General features: G+C 57.1%; 16 protein-coding genes. 4 read left to right on the top strand and 12 right to left on the bottom strand.

All coding sequences use genetic code 11. The annotated features are described in order from the left end of the window. The first annotated feature begins 143 nt into the window (after nucleotides 1-143). Entirely contained in the window at nucleotides 144-1,097 is a 954-nt protein-coding gene (gene ldtC / locus ACQUTP_RS12840; protein ID WP_017898955.1) for a L,D-transpeptidase LdtC, read from the top strand. Nucleotides 1,098-1,225: 128 nt separating this feature from the next. Here the strand turns inward: ldtC and bhsA are convergent, their stop codons facing one another. Next, nucleotides 1,226-1,483 (bottom strand): multiple stress resistance protein BhsA, encoded by a 258-nt coding sequence (gene bhsA, locus ACQUTP_RS12835; protein WP_002900788.1) that lies wholly within the window; start codon nucleotides 1,481-1,483, stop codon nucleotides 1,226-1,228. A gap of 133 nt (nucleotides 1,484-1,616) precedes the next feature. Here bhsA and ACQUTP_RS12830 point away from each other — a divergent pair, with 133 nt between their 5' ends. Continuing rightward, nucleotides 1,617-1,736, top strand: a complete 120-nt coding sequence (locus tag ACQUTP_RS12830) for a hypothetical protein (RefSeq protein WP_048294479.1) — start codon at nucleotides 1,617-1,619, stop codon at nucleotides 1,734-1,736. Then, nucleotides 1,733-2,368, top strand: a complete 636-nt coding sequence (locus ACQUTP_RS12825) for a TetR/AcrR family transcriptional regulator (protein WP_004204579.1) — start codon at nucleotides 1,733-1,735, stop codon at nucleotides 2,366-2,368. Before ACQUTP_RS12830 ends, ACQUTP_RS12825 begins: the two co-directional genes overlap by 4 nt. 52 nt (nucleotides 2,369-2,420) lie before the next feature. Here the strand turns inward: ACQUTP_RS12825 and ACQUTP_RS12820 are convergent, their stop codons facing one another. Then, complete coding sequence (locus ACQUTP_RS12820) at nucleotides 2,421-2,543, bottom strand: hypothetical protein (protein WP_004140642.1); 123 nt, start codon at nucleotides 2,541-2,543, stop codon at nucleotides 2,421-2,423. Nucleotides 2,544-2,612: 69 nt separating this feature from the next. Between ACQUTP_RS12820 and ACQUTP_RS12815 the strand changes: the two genes are divergently transcribed. Continuing rightward, nucleotides 2,613-4,802, top strand: a complete 2,190-nt coding sequence (locus ACQUTP_RS12815; protein ID WP_428902463.1) for a TonB-dependent siderophore receptor — start codon at nucleotides 2,613-2,615, stop codon at nucleotides 4,800-4,802. Nucleotides 4,803-4,859: 57 nt separating this feature from the next. Here ACQUTP_RS12815 and ACQUTP_RS12810 read toward each other — a convergent pair whose 3' ends face one another. The 10 genes from ACQUTP_RS12810 to ACQUTP_RS12765 form a co-directional block, all read right to left on the bottom strand. Beyond that, nucleotides 4,860-5,399: a glycine zipper 2TM domain-containing protein gene (locus ACQUTP_RS12810; protein ID WP_002900781.1), complete on the bottom strand. Its 540-nt coding sequence runs from the start codon at nucleotides 5,397-5,399 to the stop codon at nucleotides 4,860-4,862. 193 nt (nucleotides 5,400-5,592) lie between these two features. Next, nucleotides 5,593-6,897 (bottom strand): NAD(P)/FAD-dependent oxidoreductase, encoded by a 1,305-nt coding sequence (locus tag ACQUTP_RS12805; RefSeq protein WP_008805997.1) that lies wholly within the window; start codon nucleotides 6,895-6,897, stop codon nucleotides 5,593-5,595. Between the two features lie 244 nt (nucleotides 6,898-7,141). Then, the gene (ycfP, locus tag ACQUTP_RS12800; protein WP_002900775.1) at nucleotides 7,142-7,684 is read right to left on the bottom strand and encodes an alpha/beta hydrolase YcfP; all 543 of its coding nucleotides are present in this window, start codon (nucleotides 7,682-7,684) and stop codon (nucleotides 7,142-7,144) included. A gap of 35 nt (nucleotides 7,685-7,719) precedes the next feature. Next, nucleotides 7,720-8,730, bottom strand: coding sequence for a beta-N-acetylhexosaminidase (nagZ, locus tag ACQUTP_RS12795; RefSeq protein ID WP_169735269.1), 1,011 nt, complete (start codon nucleotides 8,728-8,730; stop codon nucleotides 7,720-7,722). A gap of 23 nt (nucleotides 8,731-8,753) precedes the next feature. Continuing rightward, entirely contained in the window at nucleotides 8,754-9,581 is an 828-nt protein-coding gene (thiK, locus tag ACQUTP_RS12790) for a thiamine kinase (protein ID WP_032455826.1), read from the bottom strand. Beyond that, nucleotides 9,562-10,200, bottom strand: a complete 639-nt coding sequence (gene lpoB, locus ACQUTP_RS12785) for a penicillin-binding protein activator LpoB (RefSeq protein WP_072096711.1) — start codon at nucleotides 10,198-10,200, stop codon at nucleotides 9,562-9,564. Before lpoB ends, thiK begins: the two co-directional genes overlap by 20 nt. 21 nt (nucleotides 10,201-10,221) lie before the next feature. Continuing rightward, nucleotides 10,222-10,596, bottom strand: a complete 375-nt coding sequence (locus ACQUTP_RS12780; RefSeq protein WP_004204572.1) for a YcfL family protein — start codon at nucleotides 10,594-10,596, stop codon at nucleotides 10,222-10,224. A 4-nt stretch (nucleotides 10,597-10,600) separates the two neighbouring features. Continuing rightward, a complete protein-coding gene (gene hinT / locus ACQUTP_RS12775; RefSeq protein WP_004204571.1) occupies nucleotides 10,601-10,957 on the bottom strand; it encodes a purine nucleoside phosphoramidase in 357 nt (118 codons plus the stop codon). 261 nt (nucleotides 10,958-11,218) lie between these two features. Continuing rightward, nucleotides 11,219-12,652 carry a PTS glucose transporter subunit IIBC gene (gene ptsG, locus ACQUTP_RS12770; RefSeq protein WP_004204570.1) on the bottom strand — a complete coding sequence of 478 codons (1,434 nt, stop codon included), beginning with the start codon at nucleotides 12,650-12,652 and terminating at the stop codon, nucleotides 11,219-11,221. A 296-nt stretch (nucleotides 12,653-12,948) separates the two neighbouring features. After that, the gene (locus ACQUTP_RS12765) at nucleotides 12,949-13,743 is read right to left on the bottom strand and encodes a metal-dependent hydrolase (RefSeq protein WP_004204569.1); all 795 of its coding nucleotides are present in this window, start codon (nucleotides 13,741-13,743) and stop codon (nucleotides 12,949-12,951) included. Between the last annotated feature and the right edge of the window lie 6 nt (nucleotides 13,744-13,749).

The following is a 13,749-nucleotide window of genomic DNA, read 5'->3' as shown; positions in this document are numbered from 1 at the left end:
ACGCCGTATCCCCCTTTCCACATATCTGGCAATCTTTACAAACATTTTGCAATCCGCCTGGATTTCCCCACACAGACTCACGCCATAATCTCATCTCCTTTTTCATATAAAAATAACCACTTATATATTTTGGAGTTATGGTAATGAGAATCCGTTTCCCCTTGATGCTGGCGCTGGTCGCGCTGGTTGCTGCGCTGGCGCTGCCCGCGCGCGCTAACACCTGGCCCCTTCCCCCGCCGGGCAGCCGACTGGTGGGGCAGAATCAGTTCCATGTGGTGCAGGATAACGGCGGTTCGCTGGAGGCGATTGCCAAAAAGTACAATGTCGGCTTCCTGGCCCTGCTGCAGGCCAATCCCGGGGTGGACCCCTACGTTCCGCGCGCCGGCAGCGTGCTGACCATCCCCCTGCAGACGCTGCTGCCCGATGCGCCGCGCGAAGGGCTGGTGATTAACCTTGCCGAACTGCGCCTCTACTATTACCCGCCGGGCAAGAATGAAGTGACCGTCTACCCGATAGGCATCGGCCAGCTGGGCGGAACCACCATCACACCGACAATGGTTACCACCGTGTCCGACAAGCGGGCCAATCCGACCTGGACGCCAACCGCCAACATTCGCGCGCGCTACAAAGCGATGGGGATTGAGCTGCCGGCGGTGGTGCCTGCCGGTCCTGACAACCCGATGGGACATCACGCCATCCGCCTCGCCGCCTATGGCGGAGTCTATCTCCTGCACGGCACCAATGCCGATTTCGGCATTGGTATGCGCGTCAGCTCCGGCTGTATTCGTCTGCGCGACAACGATATCAAGGCGCTGTACAACGCCATCTCGCCGGGCACGAAGGTGAATATTATCAACACGCCGATCAAGGCGTCGGTAGAGCCGGACGGTCGCCGTCTGGTTGAGGTCCATCAGCCGCTGTCTGAGCATATCGATGACGACCCGCAGACCCTGCCTATTACGCTTAACGCGGCCATGAAGGCGTTCAAACAGGCGCCGCAGACCGACGGAACAGTGATGGAGCGCGCGATGAATTACCGCTCGGGCATGCCCATTGACGTCACCCGTCATGCGGACCCCGGCCCGCAGTCGCTGTAACCTCACACCGCAGAAAACAAAAAACCCGCCTGAAGGCGGGTTTTTTGTTGGCAAGGGTCAAACAGGGGTACAACAGGGTTTTACTCATCGCTGACCGGTGAAGGGGGCCGGGCAGCGACGCATCGGGTTTACTTGTAGATAACCGCGGTACCGTGAAGGGTATTCGGACCGGTTACCGAAGTAATACGGTATGAGGTGGCGCCCATCTCATCCGCTTTCTGCGCCAGCTGGTCTTCCAGCGAACCCAGGTTAGTCCCTGCGGAAGCTGAGATAGTACCCACTTTATGCTGGCCGGCTGGGGTGGACTGCACCTCAACAGCGGCAAAGCTGGCGAAAGAGAGGGAGCTAAGAACGGCGGCAATAGCCAGAGTATTAACGGTTTTCATGATTATTATACCTATGCAGATGAATTTTATAGTAGGGTCGTAAGCATTAACTTAACGATCGATAGGTAAATATTAATGTGATCTAAGTCACACGTCAACGCATTTTTATAACGATCGTTTAACTATTTATAAAATGCTTAATTTTCATACGCATATGAATTATTTATTTTTGAACCAACAGCGCTGGCCCCGGCGATCGTTTATTTTTATAATGACGATTCACCAAACCAACATAGGTACAACGGCATCATGACAACTGACGTTCAGAGTTGCGCCAAAAAAAGCCGTGGCCGACCGAAGGTGTTCGACAGGGATGCGGCGCTGGACAAAGCCATGACACTCTTCTGGCAGCACGGCTATGAGGCGACCTCGCTCGCCGATCTGGTCGAGGCGACAGGAGCAAAAGCCCCCACCCTGTATGCGGAATTTGTGAATAAAGAAGGACTGTTCCGCGCAGTATTGGACCGTTACATTTCGCGCTTTGCCGCGAAGCACGAAGCCGTGCTGTTTGCTGAGGGAAAATCCGTCGATCGGGCGTTGCGCGACTACTTCACCGCGGTCGCCACCTGTTTTACCAGCAAAGAGACACCGGCCGGCTGCTTTATCATCAATACCTCCGCCGCGCTGGCCGCCTCCTCGACGGATATCGCCAATACCATCAAATCCCGCCATGCGATGCAGGAGCAGGCGCTAACCCAGTTTCTGCAGCAGCGGCAAGCGCAGGGCGAACTGCCCGCGGGCCGCGACGTGGGGCAGCTGGCGCAGTTTCTCAACTGTGTCCTGCAGGGGATGTCCATCAGCGCACGGGAAGGCGCCGATTTTGACAAACTGATGCAAATCACTGACACCACCCTCCGTCTCTGGCCGCTGGTCCTCGAGTCCTGATGCGCCCCGCTTCCGGCGGTGTTCAACCGCCGGAACCGCCAGCCGTTTCGCTTTATCCCCACAAAATAGATTGATTTTTATTACCTTTTCTCGCGCAAGATAAACGCAAATGATATTGATTGCGATATTCATTATGTGCAAAATCCTTTTTTGAGTTTTTCCAGATGTTTCGCATTGTAACGAATACCGGCCCGACGCCGGCCCATAACAACGACAAAACAACTTGCTCATAAAAGGAATGGATATGAAAAAGCGCCTCTGGGTGCTCCACCCTCTGCTGCTGGCCAGCGCTCTGCCTGCGCTGGCGGCTCAGTCTGAAGAAGACAGCATCATCGTTAGCGCGAACCGCACCCATCGCACCGTAGCCGAAATGGCCCAAACCACCTGGGTCATTGAGGGCCAGGAAATTGAGCAGCAGGTCCAGGGCGGAAAAGAGTTCAAAGACGTGCTGGCGCAGCTGATCCCGGGCATCGACGTCAGCAGCCAGGGGCGCACCAACTATGGGATGAACATGCGCGGGCGCGCCATCGTCGTGCTGATTGACGGCGTCCGGCTCAACTCTTCACGCACCGACAGCCGCCAGCTCGACGCCATCGACCCGTTCAACATCGAGCATGTCGAAGTGATCTCCGGGGCAACCTCGCTGTACGGCGGCGGCAGTACCGGCGGACTTATCAACATCGTCACCAAAAAAGGGCAGCAGGATCGCCAGGTCGATCTTGAGGTGGGCAGCAAGAGCGGGTTTGCAAACAGCAACGATCATGATGAGCGTGTCGCGGCGGCGGTCAGCGGCGGGACAGACCACGCGTCCGGGCGTTTATCGGTAGCCTATCAGCGTTTCGGCGGTTGGTACGACGGCAATAACGATGCGCTGATCCTCGATAACACCCAAACGGGGCTCCAGCACTCTGATCGTCTGGACGTCATGGGGACGGGGACGATCGAGATCGACGACAACCGCCAGCTGCAGCTGGTCACCCAGTACTATAAAAGCCAGGGCGATGATGACTATGGCCTGTGGCTCGGGAAAAATATGTCCGCGGTCACCAGCGGCGGCAAAGCGTACACCACCGATGGGCTCAATTCCGATCGTATCCCCGGCACCGAGCGCCATCTGATCAGCCTCCAGTACTCCGATGCCGATTTCTTCGGCCAGAATCTGGTGAGCCAGGTGTACTATCGCGATGAGTCCCTCACCTTCTATCCATTCCCGACGCTCAGCAAAGGTCAGGTCAGCAGCTTCTCCTCGTCGCAGCAGGATACCGATCAGTACGGGGCAAAGCTGACTCTCAACAGCCAGCCGCTGGCGGGATGGGATCTCACCTGGGGTCTCGACGCCGATCATGAGACCTTCAATGCCAACCAGATGTTCTTCGATCTGCAACAATCGCTGGCGTCCGGCGGGCTGCACAACGAATCGATCTACACCACCGGTCGCTATCCGGGATACAGTATCTCCAACGTCGCGCCGTTCCTGCAGTCGAGCTATGATCTGAACGATATCTTTACCCTCAGCGGCGGGGTTCGCTACCAGTGGACCGAAAACCGGGTTGACGACTTTGTCGGCTACGCCCAGCAACAGGATATCGCGAACGGCAAAGCGCGCTCCGCCGACGCCATCAAAGGCGGCAAAACCGATTATGACAACTTCCTGTTTAACGCCGGGATCGTGGCCCATCTGACCGAGCGTCAGCAGACCTGGTTTAACTTCTCGCAGGGCGTTGAGCTGCCGGATCCGGGTAAATACTATGGCATCGGGAAATACGGCGCGGCGGTCAATGGTCATCTGCCGCTGCTCTCCAGCGTCAACGTCGATGACTCGCCGCTGCAGGGGATCAAGGTTAACTCGTATGAGCTGGGCTGGCGCTATACCGGCGATAACCTGCGCACTCAGCTGGCGGCGTATTACTCGACTTCGGATAAGACCATCGTCGTCAACCGTACCGATATGACCATCGATGTTCAGTCCGACAAACGGCGTATTTACGGCGTTGAGGGTGCGGTCGATTACTTTATTCCGGACAGCGACTGGAGCGTCGGCGGCAACTTCAACGTGCTGAAATCACAGGTGCAGACCGATGGCCGCTGGCAGAAGTGGGACGTCACCCTCGCCTCGCCGTCCAAAGCCACCGCCTGGGTGGGCTGGGCGCCGGATCCGTGGAGCCTGCGCGTGCAGAGCCAGCAGGTGTTTGACCTCAGCGACGCCGCCGGCAACAAGCTGGAAGGCTATAACACCGTCGATTTTATCGGCAGTTACGCGCTGCCGGTGGGAAAACTGACCTTCAGTATCGAAAACCTGCTTAACGAAGACTATATCACCATCTGGGGCCAGCGCGCGCCGCTGCTCTACAGCCCAACCTACTGCAGCTCGTCGCTGTATGAATACAAGGGCCGCGGCCGCACCTTCGGTCTGAATTACGCGTTAACCTTCTGATAAAAAAAGCCCCTCAGCCTGAGCGATTGAGGGGCTAATCAATACACAAATCTGTTTTTAGATTTTGTTGTTCAGGACCAGCTGGCCGTTGTTGTCCAGCGGGATCTGGCTGCCAGGATCGTGATCCATCCGGATTTTCCCCTGCTGATCGCCTATCTTATAGGTCACATCGTAACCCAGCATTTTGTCGGATTTGTCATACACCGTTTTGCAGCGCTGTTGCGTGGTGGTGTAGGTGTCGTTGTCCTGCATCGCGCCCTGGATCTGGTTACCGGCATAGCCGCCGCCCAGCGCGCCCACCACCGTCGCCACGCTGCGTCCGTGACCGCCGCCGAACTGGTGGCCAATCACCCCGCCCGCCACCGCGCCCAGCACGGAACCGGCGATGCGGTTTTCATCCTGTACCGGACGACGATGGGTCACGGTGACATTGCGGCATTCCTGGCGCGGGGTTTTCACGGTTTCTTTAATCGGTGTACTGGAGACCACTTGCGCATACTGCGGGCCGCGATCTAACACGTTGAGACCAGCGACAGCTGCAACGCCCAGCGCGGCAGCCACGCCTATCCCTATACCCGCCAACATAGATTTATTCACGGGAGATCCTCCTTTGTTGCTGTTGATACAATTTTGCAACCGGACCCGGGAAGGCGCAAATAAGATAGCGGATGAAAAGTGCGAGAATTCGCTGCAAATCAAAGGGATTCAGAGGATTCCGAGCGGGATTGCCGCCGGTTCAGCAGAAGAGCCCGGAGGCGCCGCCAGGGCGCGCTCCGGGTCGCAACAGCGATTAATGCAGCTTGAGGCGCGGGCGAATGATGCGGTTGATGCGCCCAACCAGCATCATCAGGCCGGTTTTGAAATAGCCGTGCAGGGCGATCTGGTGCATACGGTACAGGGAGATGTACACAAAGCGCGCAATGCGCCCTTCCACCATCATCGAGCCGCGCATCAGGTTGCCCATCAGGCTGCCGACGGTGGAGTAGTTGGATAGCGATACCAGCGAGCCATGGTCTTTATAGGTGTACGCCTTCAGCGGTTTGCCTTTCATCTGCGCGAGGATGTTATTCAGCGCGCAGGTGGCCATCTGGTGCGCCGCCTGTGCACGCGGTGGCACAAAGCCGCCTTCCGGACGGGCGCAGGAGGCGCAGTCGCCAATGGCGAAAATATCCGCGTCGCGGGTGGTCTGCAACGTCGGCTCAACCACCAGCTGATTGATACGGTTGGTTTCCAGGCCGCCGATCTCTTTCATGAAATCTGGCGCTTTGATCCCGGCCGCCCAGACCATCAGATCCGCTTCAATATATTCGCCATCTTTGGTGTGCAGGCCGCCCGCATCGGCGCTGGTGACCATGGTCTGCGTCAGCACCCGTACACCCAGCTTGGTCAGCTCATTATGCGCCGCCCCGGAAATGCGCGGCGGCAGCGCCGGCAGAATGCGTTCGCCCGCTTCGACCAGCGTAACGTTCAGCGCTTCGTTGGTCAGCCCTTTGTAGCCGTAGCTGTGCAGCTGTTTCACGGCATTATGCAACTCAGCGGAGAGTTCCACGCCGGTGGCGCCGCCGCCGACGATGGCAATGTTTACTTTACCGTTAGCGCCGAGGTTCGCGGAGTATTTAAGGAACAGGTTGAGCATTTCCTGATGGAAACGACGCGCCTGGTGCGGGTTGTCGAGGAAAATACAATTCTCTTTAACGCCAGGGGTGTTGAAGTCATTCGAGGTACTGCCCAGCGCCATCACCAGCGTGTCGTACGGCAGTTTACGCTCAGCCACCAGCAGCTCGCCTTTTTCATTGCGCAGCTCGCCGAGGGTGATGGTCTTCCCTTCGCGATTGATATCGACCACCGACCCCAGCTGGAACTGGAAGCCGTGGTTGCGGGCATGGGCCAGATAGCTCAGCGCATCGACACCTTCATCCAGAGAACCGGTGGCCACTTCGTGCAGCAGCGGCTTCCACAGATGGCTGTGGTTACGGTCCACCAGGGTGATTTTCGCTTTCTTATGGCGCCCTAACTTTTTCCCCAGCTGAGTTGCCAGTTCCAGTCCGCCTGCGCCGCCACCCACAATTACGATTTTTTTCAATGGCGTAGTCATGTGTACCCCTAAAATTATTAACCAATTGTTAAATAAAAGTTATTAAAATAGCCTTTATTTAACAACAAGTTACGTCAATGAAACCATTCAGCACTGTCGAGAATACCATGAACGGTGCATTGGTCATACCAAAATTGATGTGCATCAAGTTTTGTCGCGTATTTTTTCAACGAAACCAATAAGTGTAGACATGAAAAAACCCGCGCGGTGAACCCGGCGCGGGTTTGGAGACAGGGGAAAAGGCTTAACCGAGGGTTTTAAACGCTTTCAGCCGCTGCAGGTGCGGCGAAATGTTTTTAAACTTATGGGTCTGCTCTTCATCCCAGATAATTTCATAATAGTGGTGCAGAAGGTCGGCGGAACGCTGGCTGTCCAACGCTTCGTCCTGTCGGGAAAGCACCACCAGGCAGCGATCGCGGTTCTTTTCGCGGAAGTTGGTCACGCATTTGGTGGCGATGTCAGCATACTCTTCCGGTCGGTCGATTTTGCCTTCCATATTCTCATGCGGAAACAGGTTCGGATTGAACACCGCCTGACGGATATCGCACAGGAAACCAATCCGCTCCGCCCAGTAACCGCCGAGTCCAACGCCGCAGATCAGCGGCCGGTCATCGGCGGTAAGCTGCAGCATTTTATCAACCTCTTTCAGCAGATGCTGCATGTCGTGCTTGGGATGGCGCGTGCTGTAGCTTATCAACCGCACGTCAGGGTCAATAAACTGCAACTGCATCACCTTCTCGTGGTTACCGGGGCTGTTCGAGTCAAAACCGTGTAAATAGATAATCATCGCATCCTCACCAGACAACAACGCCCCGCAGAGCGTTACGCGGACTTCGCCTCTTGCCAGCGCGCATGAAGCTGCTCCAGCTGGGCACTCACCGTTTTCCAACGGGCTGAATCCCTTAACTCCTGACGGGAAAAGGAACCTTTATGATACAATTTCGTAACACGCTCTGCTTTGATCGGCGACAGGTTATCCAGCACACTGACCGCGCCCTTACGATTATTGCAGACGAGTATCATATCGCAACCGGCGTCGAGCGATGCCTGGCCGCGTTCGGCATAGCTGCCCATGATCGCCGCCCCTTCCATCGACAGATCGTCGGAGAAAATCACCCCATCGAAGCCCAGCTCGCCGCGCAGCACCGTTTTCAGCCAATAGGCCGAACCGCTCGCCGGACGCGGGTCGAGCTCCGGGTAAATCACATGCGCCGGCATAATGGCATCCAGACGCTGCTCGGCGATAAGGCTTTTGAATACCGCCATATCGTGGTCGCGGATAACCGATGCCGGACGCGGATCGAAGGGGGTTTCTTTGTGCGAATCGGCAGTCACCGCCCCGTGTCCCGGGAAGTGTTTGCCGGTGGTTTTCATGCCCGCGGCGTGCATGCCGTCAATGACGTGACGCGCCATCGTCAGCGCTTTCTGCGGATCTTCATGATAAGAACGTTCGCCGATTGCGGCACTGATATGGCCGATGTCCAGCACCGGCGCAAAGCTGATATCGATGTCCATGGCGATCATTTCGCTGGCCATCAGCCAGCCGGCCTCGGCGGCCAGTTTGCCCCCCTCTTCCATCCCCAGCAGCGCAGCGAAAGACTGGGCCGCCGGTAAACGGGTAAAGCCTTCGCGGAAACGCTGAACGCGTCCCCCTTCCTGATCGACCGCCACCACCAGATGGTTACGGGAGGCTTCGCGGATCTGGCGCACCAGCTCGCGCAGCTGCGCCGGATCGTGATAATTTCGGGTGAAGAGGATCAACCCTCCCACCAATGGATGCGCCAGAATCTCTCGCTCTTCCGCATCCAGTTCATACCCTTCAACATCCAACATCACTGGGCCCACACTGACCTCTCTTATCCTTTGCGTTCGTTGTCTAACTGACACCATGTTTCATCTGCCAGCATGATAAATTGCCGATCCCCGCTCTGCCGCCAGCGCATTTCATACCAGCCCGCCATGAGCAGCAGTACCCACGGACGCCAGCGCGCCACCTGCCGCCATAGCTGCTGCGCGTCGATAGCCGCCCGTCGGGCATATGCCGCCACCAGCTGGCGGCGCTCGTCCGGGGCGATCCACACGGCGGCCAGCTCCAGCGCGATATCGCCATCGCCGGCATATTCCCAGTCGATCAGCTTCAGTCCGGCGTCGCTGTGGATAATATTGCCGGCATGGACGTCCATATGCAGCGGCGCCAGCCGCAGAGGACGAGGCTCGCCCCGGCGGCACAGCCGCTGATACCAACGTAGCCAGCGCGGCGTGCGCCGGGCCGGATCGCTCCTCTGCCAGTACTGCGCCAGCAGCGGCCCGAGACTAACACGCCAGCCGAACCGCGGTTGCTGATGCAAATCATACAATAAGCCAGACAGTTGCGGGCAGTCAGGTAACTCGCTTTTCACCTCACCCGCGCAATACTCCACCACCATCCAGCAGGGCGAGTAAAACAGAGGATTGGGCGCCAGCCTGGCAGGCAGCCGGCGCAGCGCACGATACTGACGGCGAAAATAACAGGCAGCGGCAGACGGGTCGTGCGGCTGACGCAGCACTCGTCGCTGGTCGCCATCGCTGATAATCACACTGCCGCCGCTGAGGCCGGTCTGGCTCAGCGAGGCGACAGGATGATAGTGGGGAAAGAAGCGCGACAAGAGCTCGTCGCGCGTTAGCTTATTGTTGCTGAACCGCACCTTTACCTGACCAGATAATCTCGCCGGTTTGCACCAGCATCAACTGCATCTTCAGCTCGGGCGCGTTGACGTTGCCAGTGGCATTGGAATAAAGCACATACTGCGCGCCCACGTTGCGGGCGATGCCCATGGCTTTGCTGCGGCTGCCGAGGCTGTCCTGCGGCGACAGGCCCAGCTGCTGCTTGGCGACCGCCAGCTGCTGCGGTGAAACAAGGGTAAATTTGCCGTTGCCCGCCAGCGCGTTACGTAACGCGGTGGTGGCTTCTCCGGCATTCAGCGAACCGTTGGTGCGGTTGTTCACGCTGTCAACCAGCAGAATACTGCCGGCATTGACCCCGCCCGCCTGCAGCATCTGTCCCACCATCGGCTGCACCGCGCCGTTCCAGTCATAATGACGCACGCGCGGCGCCGGCTGACCCGACTGCTGATCCTGATGCTCAATCGGTCCTGGCTGCGACGGGACGGAGGGCACCGCCGGTACCGTCGGCACCGTGGGCTGTGGCTGCGCAGGCTGCTGCGGCTGCGGTTTGGCCTCTTCTACCGGCGCGGGCTGCTCACGCAGCCCCGCACAGCCTGCGAGGAATATCGCCAGTGCTGTGATTAACGCATAGCGACACATTTTCATCATTATAATTACCCCTTACAGATAAAGATAAAGGCGGGCCTTATGCGCCCCCAGGATATTGGCGCTGCCATACAACGTCACCGAGGAGCGAGCCGGGACTACGATGGTGCGCGGCGCCTCCAGGGGGTGCATCTCCAGCCCTCGGGCGTCATACCAGAAAAAACGATAATGCACGGTGACCGGCTGTTGGCGCTCGTTATACAGCGTAGAGGAGGCGGTGGCCTGGATCTCCGTCGCCACGACGACAGGCTCGCTGGCGCTGATCCCGGCGGCCAGCACGCTCGACTCCATCACCAGCGCCTGCTGGTCAGAAACCGGGATCTCCGGGTGTGAACTACATCCGGCCAGCAGCCCCGCCGCCAGACACGCGCCCAAAAGGGTCCTTAGCATGGCGTTAGCCTTTGTGCGCCAGCATCGGACCCAGCGGACGACCGCCCAGCAGATGCATATGGATATGGTAAACTTCCTGGCCGCCGTGGCGGTTGCAGTTGACGATCAACCGGTAGCCATCGTCGGCGAGGCCTTCATCGCGGGCAATCTTCGCCGCGACGGTCATCATCCGGCCCAGGGCCAGTTCATGTTCGGTGGTGACGTCATTTACGGTAGGAATCAGAACGTTCGGGACAATCAGAATGTGGGTGGGCGCCTGCGGGGAGATGTCGCGAAAAGCGGTCACAAGCTCATCCTGATAAACAATATCCGACGGGATCTCCCGGCGAATGATTTTGCTGAAAATCGTTTCTTCTGCCATGACTGATTCCTTATTAGTTTTATCCCGTACGCTGGCCTGCTTCTGCAGATAAACGCAGACGCACAGGTTCCGGTAAGAGTATGAGCGACATCCTCCCTCTCTTTCAACCTGAAAGCTCTTTTTCTTATTCAACTATAGACTTAGCTGCTGAGGGAATAAGCATTTGGCGGACAGTTAGCAGGGTTATCGCCTCTGGAAGGCCGATCTTGTCACGTAAAAAAGGCAGCCAGTTGGCTGCCTTAGTCTCCCCGATACTACGTCTTAACTGTTACGGATGTACTCATCCATTTCAGTTTTCAGGTTATCGGACTTGGTACCGAAGATGGCCTGTACGCCAGAACCTGCCACTACCACGCCAGCGGCGCCCAGTTTTTTCAGGCCAGCCTGGTCAACTTTCGCTACATCCGCCACGCTAACACGCAGACGAGTAATACATGCGTCGAGGTTGGTGATGTTCTCTTTACCGCCGAAAGCGGCGATCAGAGCCGGAGCCATCTCGCTGGTTGCACCAGCTTTGCTCTCTTCGGTGGTATCTTCACGACCCGGTGTTTTCAGATCCAGGGCTTTAATCAGCACGCGGAAAATGACGTAGTACACGATCGCATAGCAGATACCGACGATCGGGAACAGCCACAGCTTGCTGCTGTTACCGGACAGCACGATAAAGTCGATCAGGCCGTGAGAGAATGAAGTACCGTCACGCATACCCAGCAGGATACAGATCGGGAACGCCAGACCCGCCAGGATGGCATGGATAACGTACAGGATCGGCGCCACGAACATGAACGAGAACTCGATCGGCTCGGTGATACCGGTCAGGAACGAGGTCAGCGCGGCGGAGATCATGATACCGCCCACTTTGGCGCGGTTTTCCGGTTTAGCAGAGTGCCAAATCGCGATAGCCGCTGCCGGCAGACCGTACATTTTGAACAGGAAGCCGCCAGACAGTTTGCCCGCGGTCGGGTCGCCTGCCATGTAGCGCGGGATATCGCCGTGGAATACCTGACCAGCCGCGTTGGTGTATTCGCCGATCTGCATCTGGAAAGGAACGTTCCAGATGTGGTGCAGACCAAACGGCACCAGGCAACGCTCGATGAAACCGTAGATACCAAACGCCACCACCGGGTTCTGATAAGCAGCCCACTGGGAGAAGGTCTGGATCGCGGAACCGATCGGCGGCCAAATGAAGGAGAGGATCACGCCGGTGAAGATAGCGGCCAGACCAGAGATAATCGGTACAAAGCGCTTGCCCGCAAAGAAGCCGAGATATTCTGGCAGCTTAATGCGATAGAAGCGGTTAAACATGTACGCGGCGATAGCACCGGAGATAATACCGCCAAGCACGCCGGTATCAGCCAGGTGTTTTGCCGCAATCTCGTCAGCAGGTAAATGCAGCACCAGCGGCGCAACCACCGCCATGGTTTTCACCATGATGCCGTAAGCTACCACTGCAGCCAGTGCGGATACACCGTCGTTATTGGTGAAGCCGAGGGCCACACCGATAGCGAAGATCAGCGGCATGTTGGCGAAAACTGAACCGCCTGCTTCTGCCATAACGTGGGAGACCACGGCTGGCAGCCAGCTGAAGTTTGCGGAACCGACGCCCAGCAGGATACCTGCGATAGGCAGTACGGATACCGGCAGCATCAGCGATTTACCGACCTTCTGCAGGTTAGCAAATGCATTCTTAAACATAATTGAGAGTGCTCCTGAGTATTTGGTACTTTTTTACGTTTTCACGCATTGGCCCGGGGGGAGAACCGCGCCGTGGACAGGACATCTAAGCGCCCTTTATTTATTACACAGAGTAAAATAATTAACGGGATGATTGTTTGACGGCTATCACGTTTCAATCAGCCTTCCGGTAAAAATTTACATCAGCTTACATAAGTTGTATCCAGATGTTGCCAAAAAACCTTCACCGCCACTTTTGTGGCGGTGAACTTTACTCGCTTTGGCTATTAATTACGAGCCTTAAAATAATAAGCAGATCAAGCAGGTTGCAAGCGGGCGGGGTCAATGTGGAACAGCGTGGCAAAATTGTCGGTGGTCTGCTGAGCCAGTTGCTCCAGCGACACACCCTTCAGTACCGCCATGTATTCAGCAACGTCACGCACCAGCGCCGGCTGGTTCTCTTTGCCGCGATGGGGTACCGGCGCCAGGTATGGCGAATCGGTCTCCACCAGCAGACGATCCAGCGGAACATAGCGCGCCGCATCGCGCAGCTGCTCGGCGTTACGGAAAGTGACGATACCGGAAAACGAGATATAGAACCCCATGTCGAGCAGCTTACCCGCCGTCTCCCTGTCCTCAGTGAAACAGTGTAGTACGCCTCCGCAATCCGTCACCTTTTCTTCGCGTAAAATGGCCAGGGTATCGGCGCGAGCGTCGCGGGTATGCACGATCACGGGCTTGTTCAGCTCCCGGCCGATGCGGATATGGTCACGGAACGAAGTTTGCTGCTGGACTTTGGTTTCCGGGGTATAAAAATAGTCCAGTCCGGTCTCTCCCATCGCGACGACGCCCTCTTCCGCCGCCAGCGTGCGCAGCGTCTCCACCTCGTAGGGCTCATCCTGGTTTAACGGGTGCACGCCGCAGGAGAAGACGACGTTGTCACGCCTTCCTACCAGCTCGCGCATACTGCGGTAGCCAGGCAGCGTCGTGGCGACCGCCAGGCAAAATTTCACATCGCGTGCGGCCGCTTTTGCCAGTACGTCATCGACGTTTTTGTGCAGGGTTTGATAATCCAGACCATCAAGATGGCAGTGGGAGTCGACTAAAAACATAATGTC

This window comes from Klebsiella sp. 2-CIP_Kleb., from assembly GCF_050378715.1.
In the GTDB taxonomy this organism is placed as follows: Bacteria; Pseudomonadota; Gammaproteobacteria; order Enterobacterales; family Enterobacteriaceae; genus Klebsiella; species Klebsiella quasipneumoniae.
The sequence above is the reverse complement of the archived record's forward strand: the minus strand, read 5'-3'. Positions and strand labels throughout refer to the sequence as shown.

Coding starts and splice junctions, on each gene's coding strand:
- ldtC (WP_017898955.1), top strand. CDS start 144: ATGAGAATCCGTTTCCCCTTGATGCTGGCGCTGGTCGCGCTGGTTGCT.
- bhsA (WP_002900788.1), bottom strand. CDS start 1,483: ATGAAAACCGTTAATACTCTGGCTATTGCCGCCGTTCTTAGCTCCCTC.
- ACQUTP_RS12830 (WP_048294479.1), top strand. CDS start 1,617: ATGCTTAATTTTCATACGCATATGAATTATTTATTTTTGAACCAACAG.
- ACQUTP_RS12825 (WP_004204579.1), top strand. CDS start 1,733: ATGACAACTGACGTTCAGAGTTGCGCCAAAAAAAGCCGTGGCCGACCG.
- ACQUTP_RS12820 (WP_004140642.1), bottom strand. CDS start 2,543: ATGCGAAACATCTGGAAAAACTCAAAAAAGGATTTTGCACATAATGAA.
- ACQUTP_RS12815 (WP_428902463.1), top strand. CDS start 2,613: ATGAAAAAGCGCCTCTGGGTGCTCCACCCTCTGCTGCTGGCCAGCGCT.
- ACQUTP_RS12805 (WP_008805997.1), bottom strand. CDS start 6,897: ATGACTACGCCATTGAAAAAAATCGTAATTGTGGGTGGCGGCGCAGGC.
- ycfP (WP_002900775.1), bottom strand. CDS start 7,684: ATGATTATCTATTTACACGGTTTTGACTCGAACAGCCCCGGTAACCAC.
- nagZ (WP_169735269.1), bottom strand. CDS start 8,730: ATGTTGGATGTTGAAGGGTATGAACTGGATGCGGAAGAGCGAGAGATT.
- lpoB (WP_072096711.1), bottom strand. CDS start 10,200: ATGTGTCGCTATGCGTTAATCACAGCACTGGCGATATTCCTCGCAGGC.
- ACQUTP_RS12780 (WP_004204572.1), bottom strand. CDS start 10,596: ATGCTAAGGACCCTTTTGGGCGCGTGTCTGGCGGCGGGGCTGCTGGCC.
- hinT (WP_004204571.1), bottom strand. CDS start 10,957: ATGGCAGAAGAAACGATTTTCAGCAAAATCATTCGCCGGGAGATCCCG.
- ptsG (WP_004204570.1), bottom strand. CDS start 12,652: ATGTTTAAGAATGCATTTGCTAACCTGCAGAAGGTCGGTAAATCGCTG.
- ACQUTP_RS12765 (WP_004204569.1), bottom strand. CDS start 13,743: ATGTTTTTAGTCGACTCCCACTGCCATCTTGATGGTCTGGATTATCAA.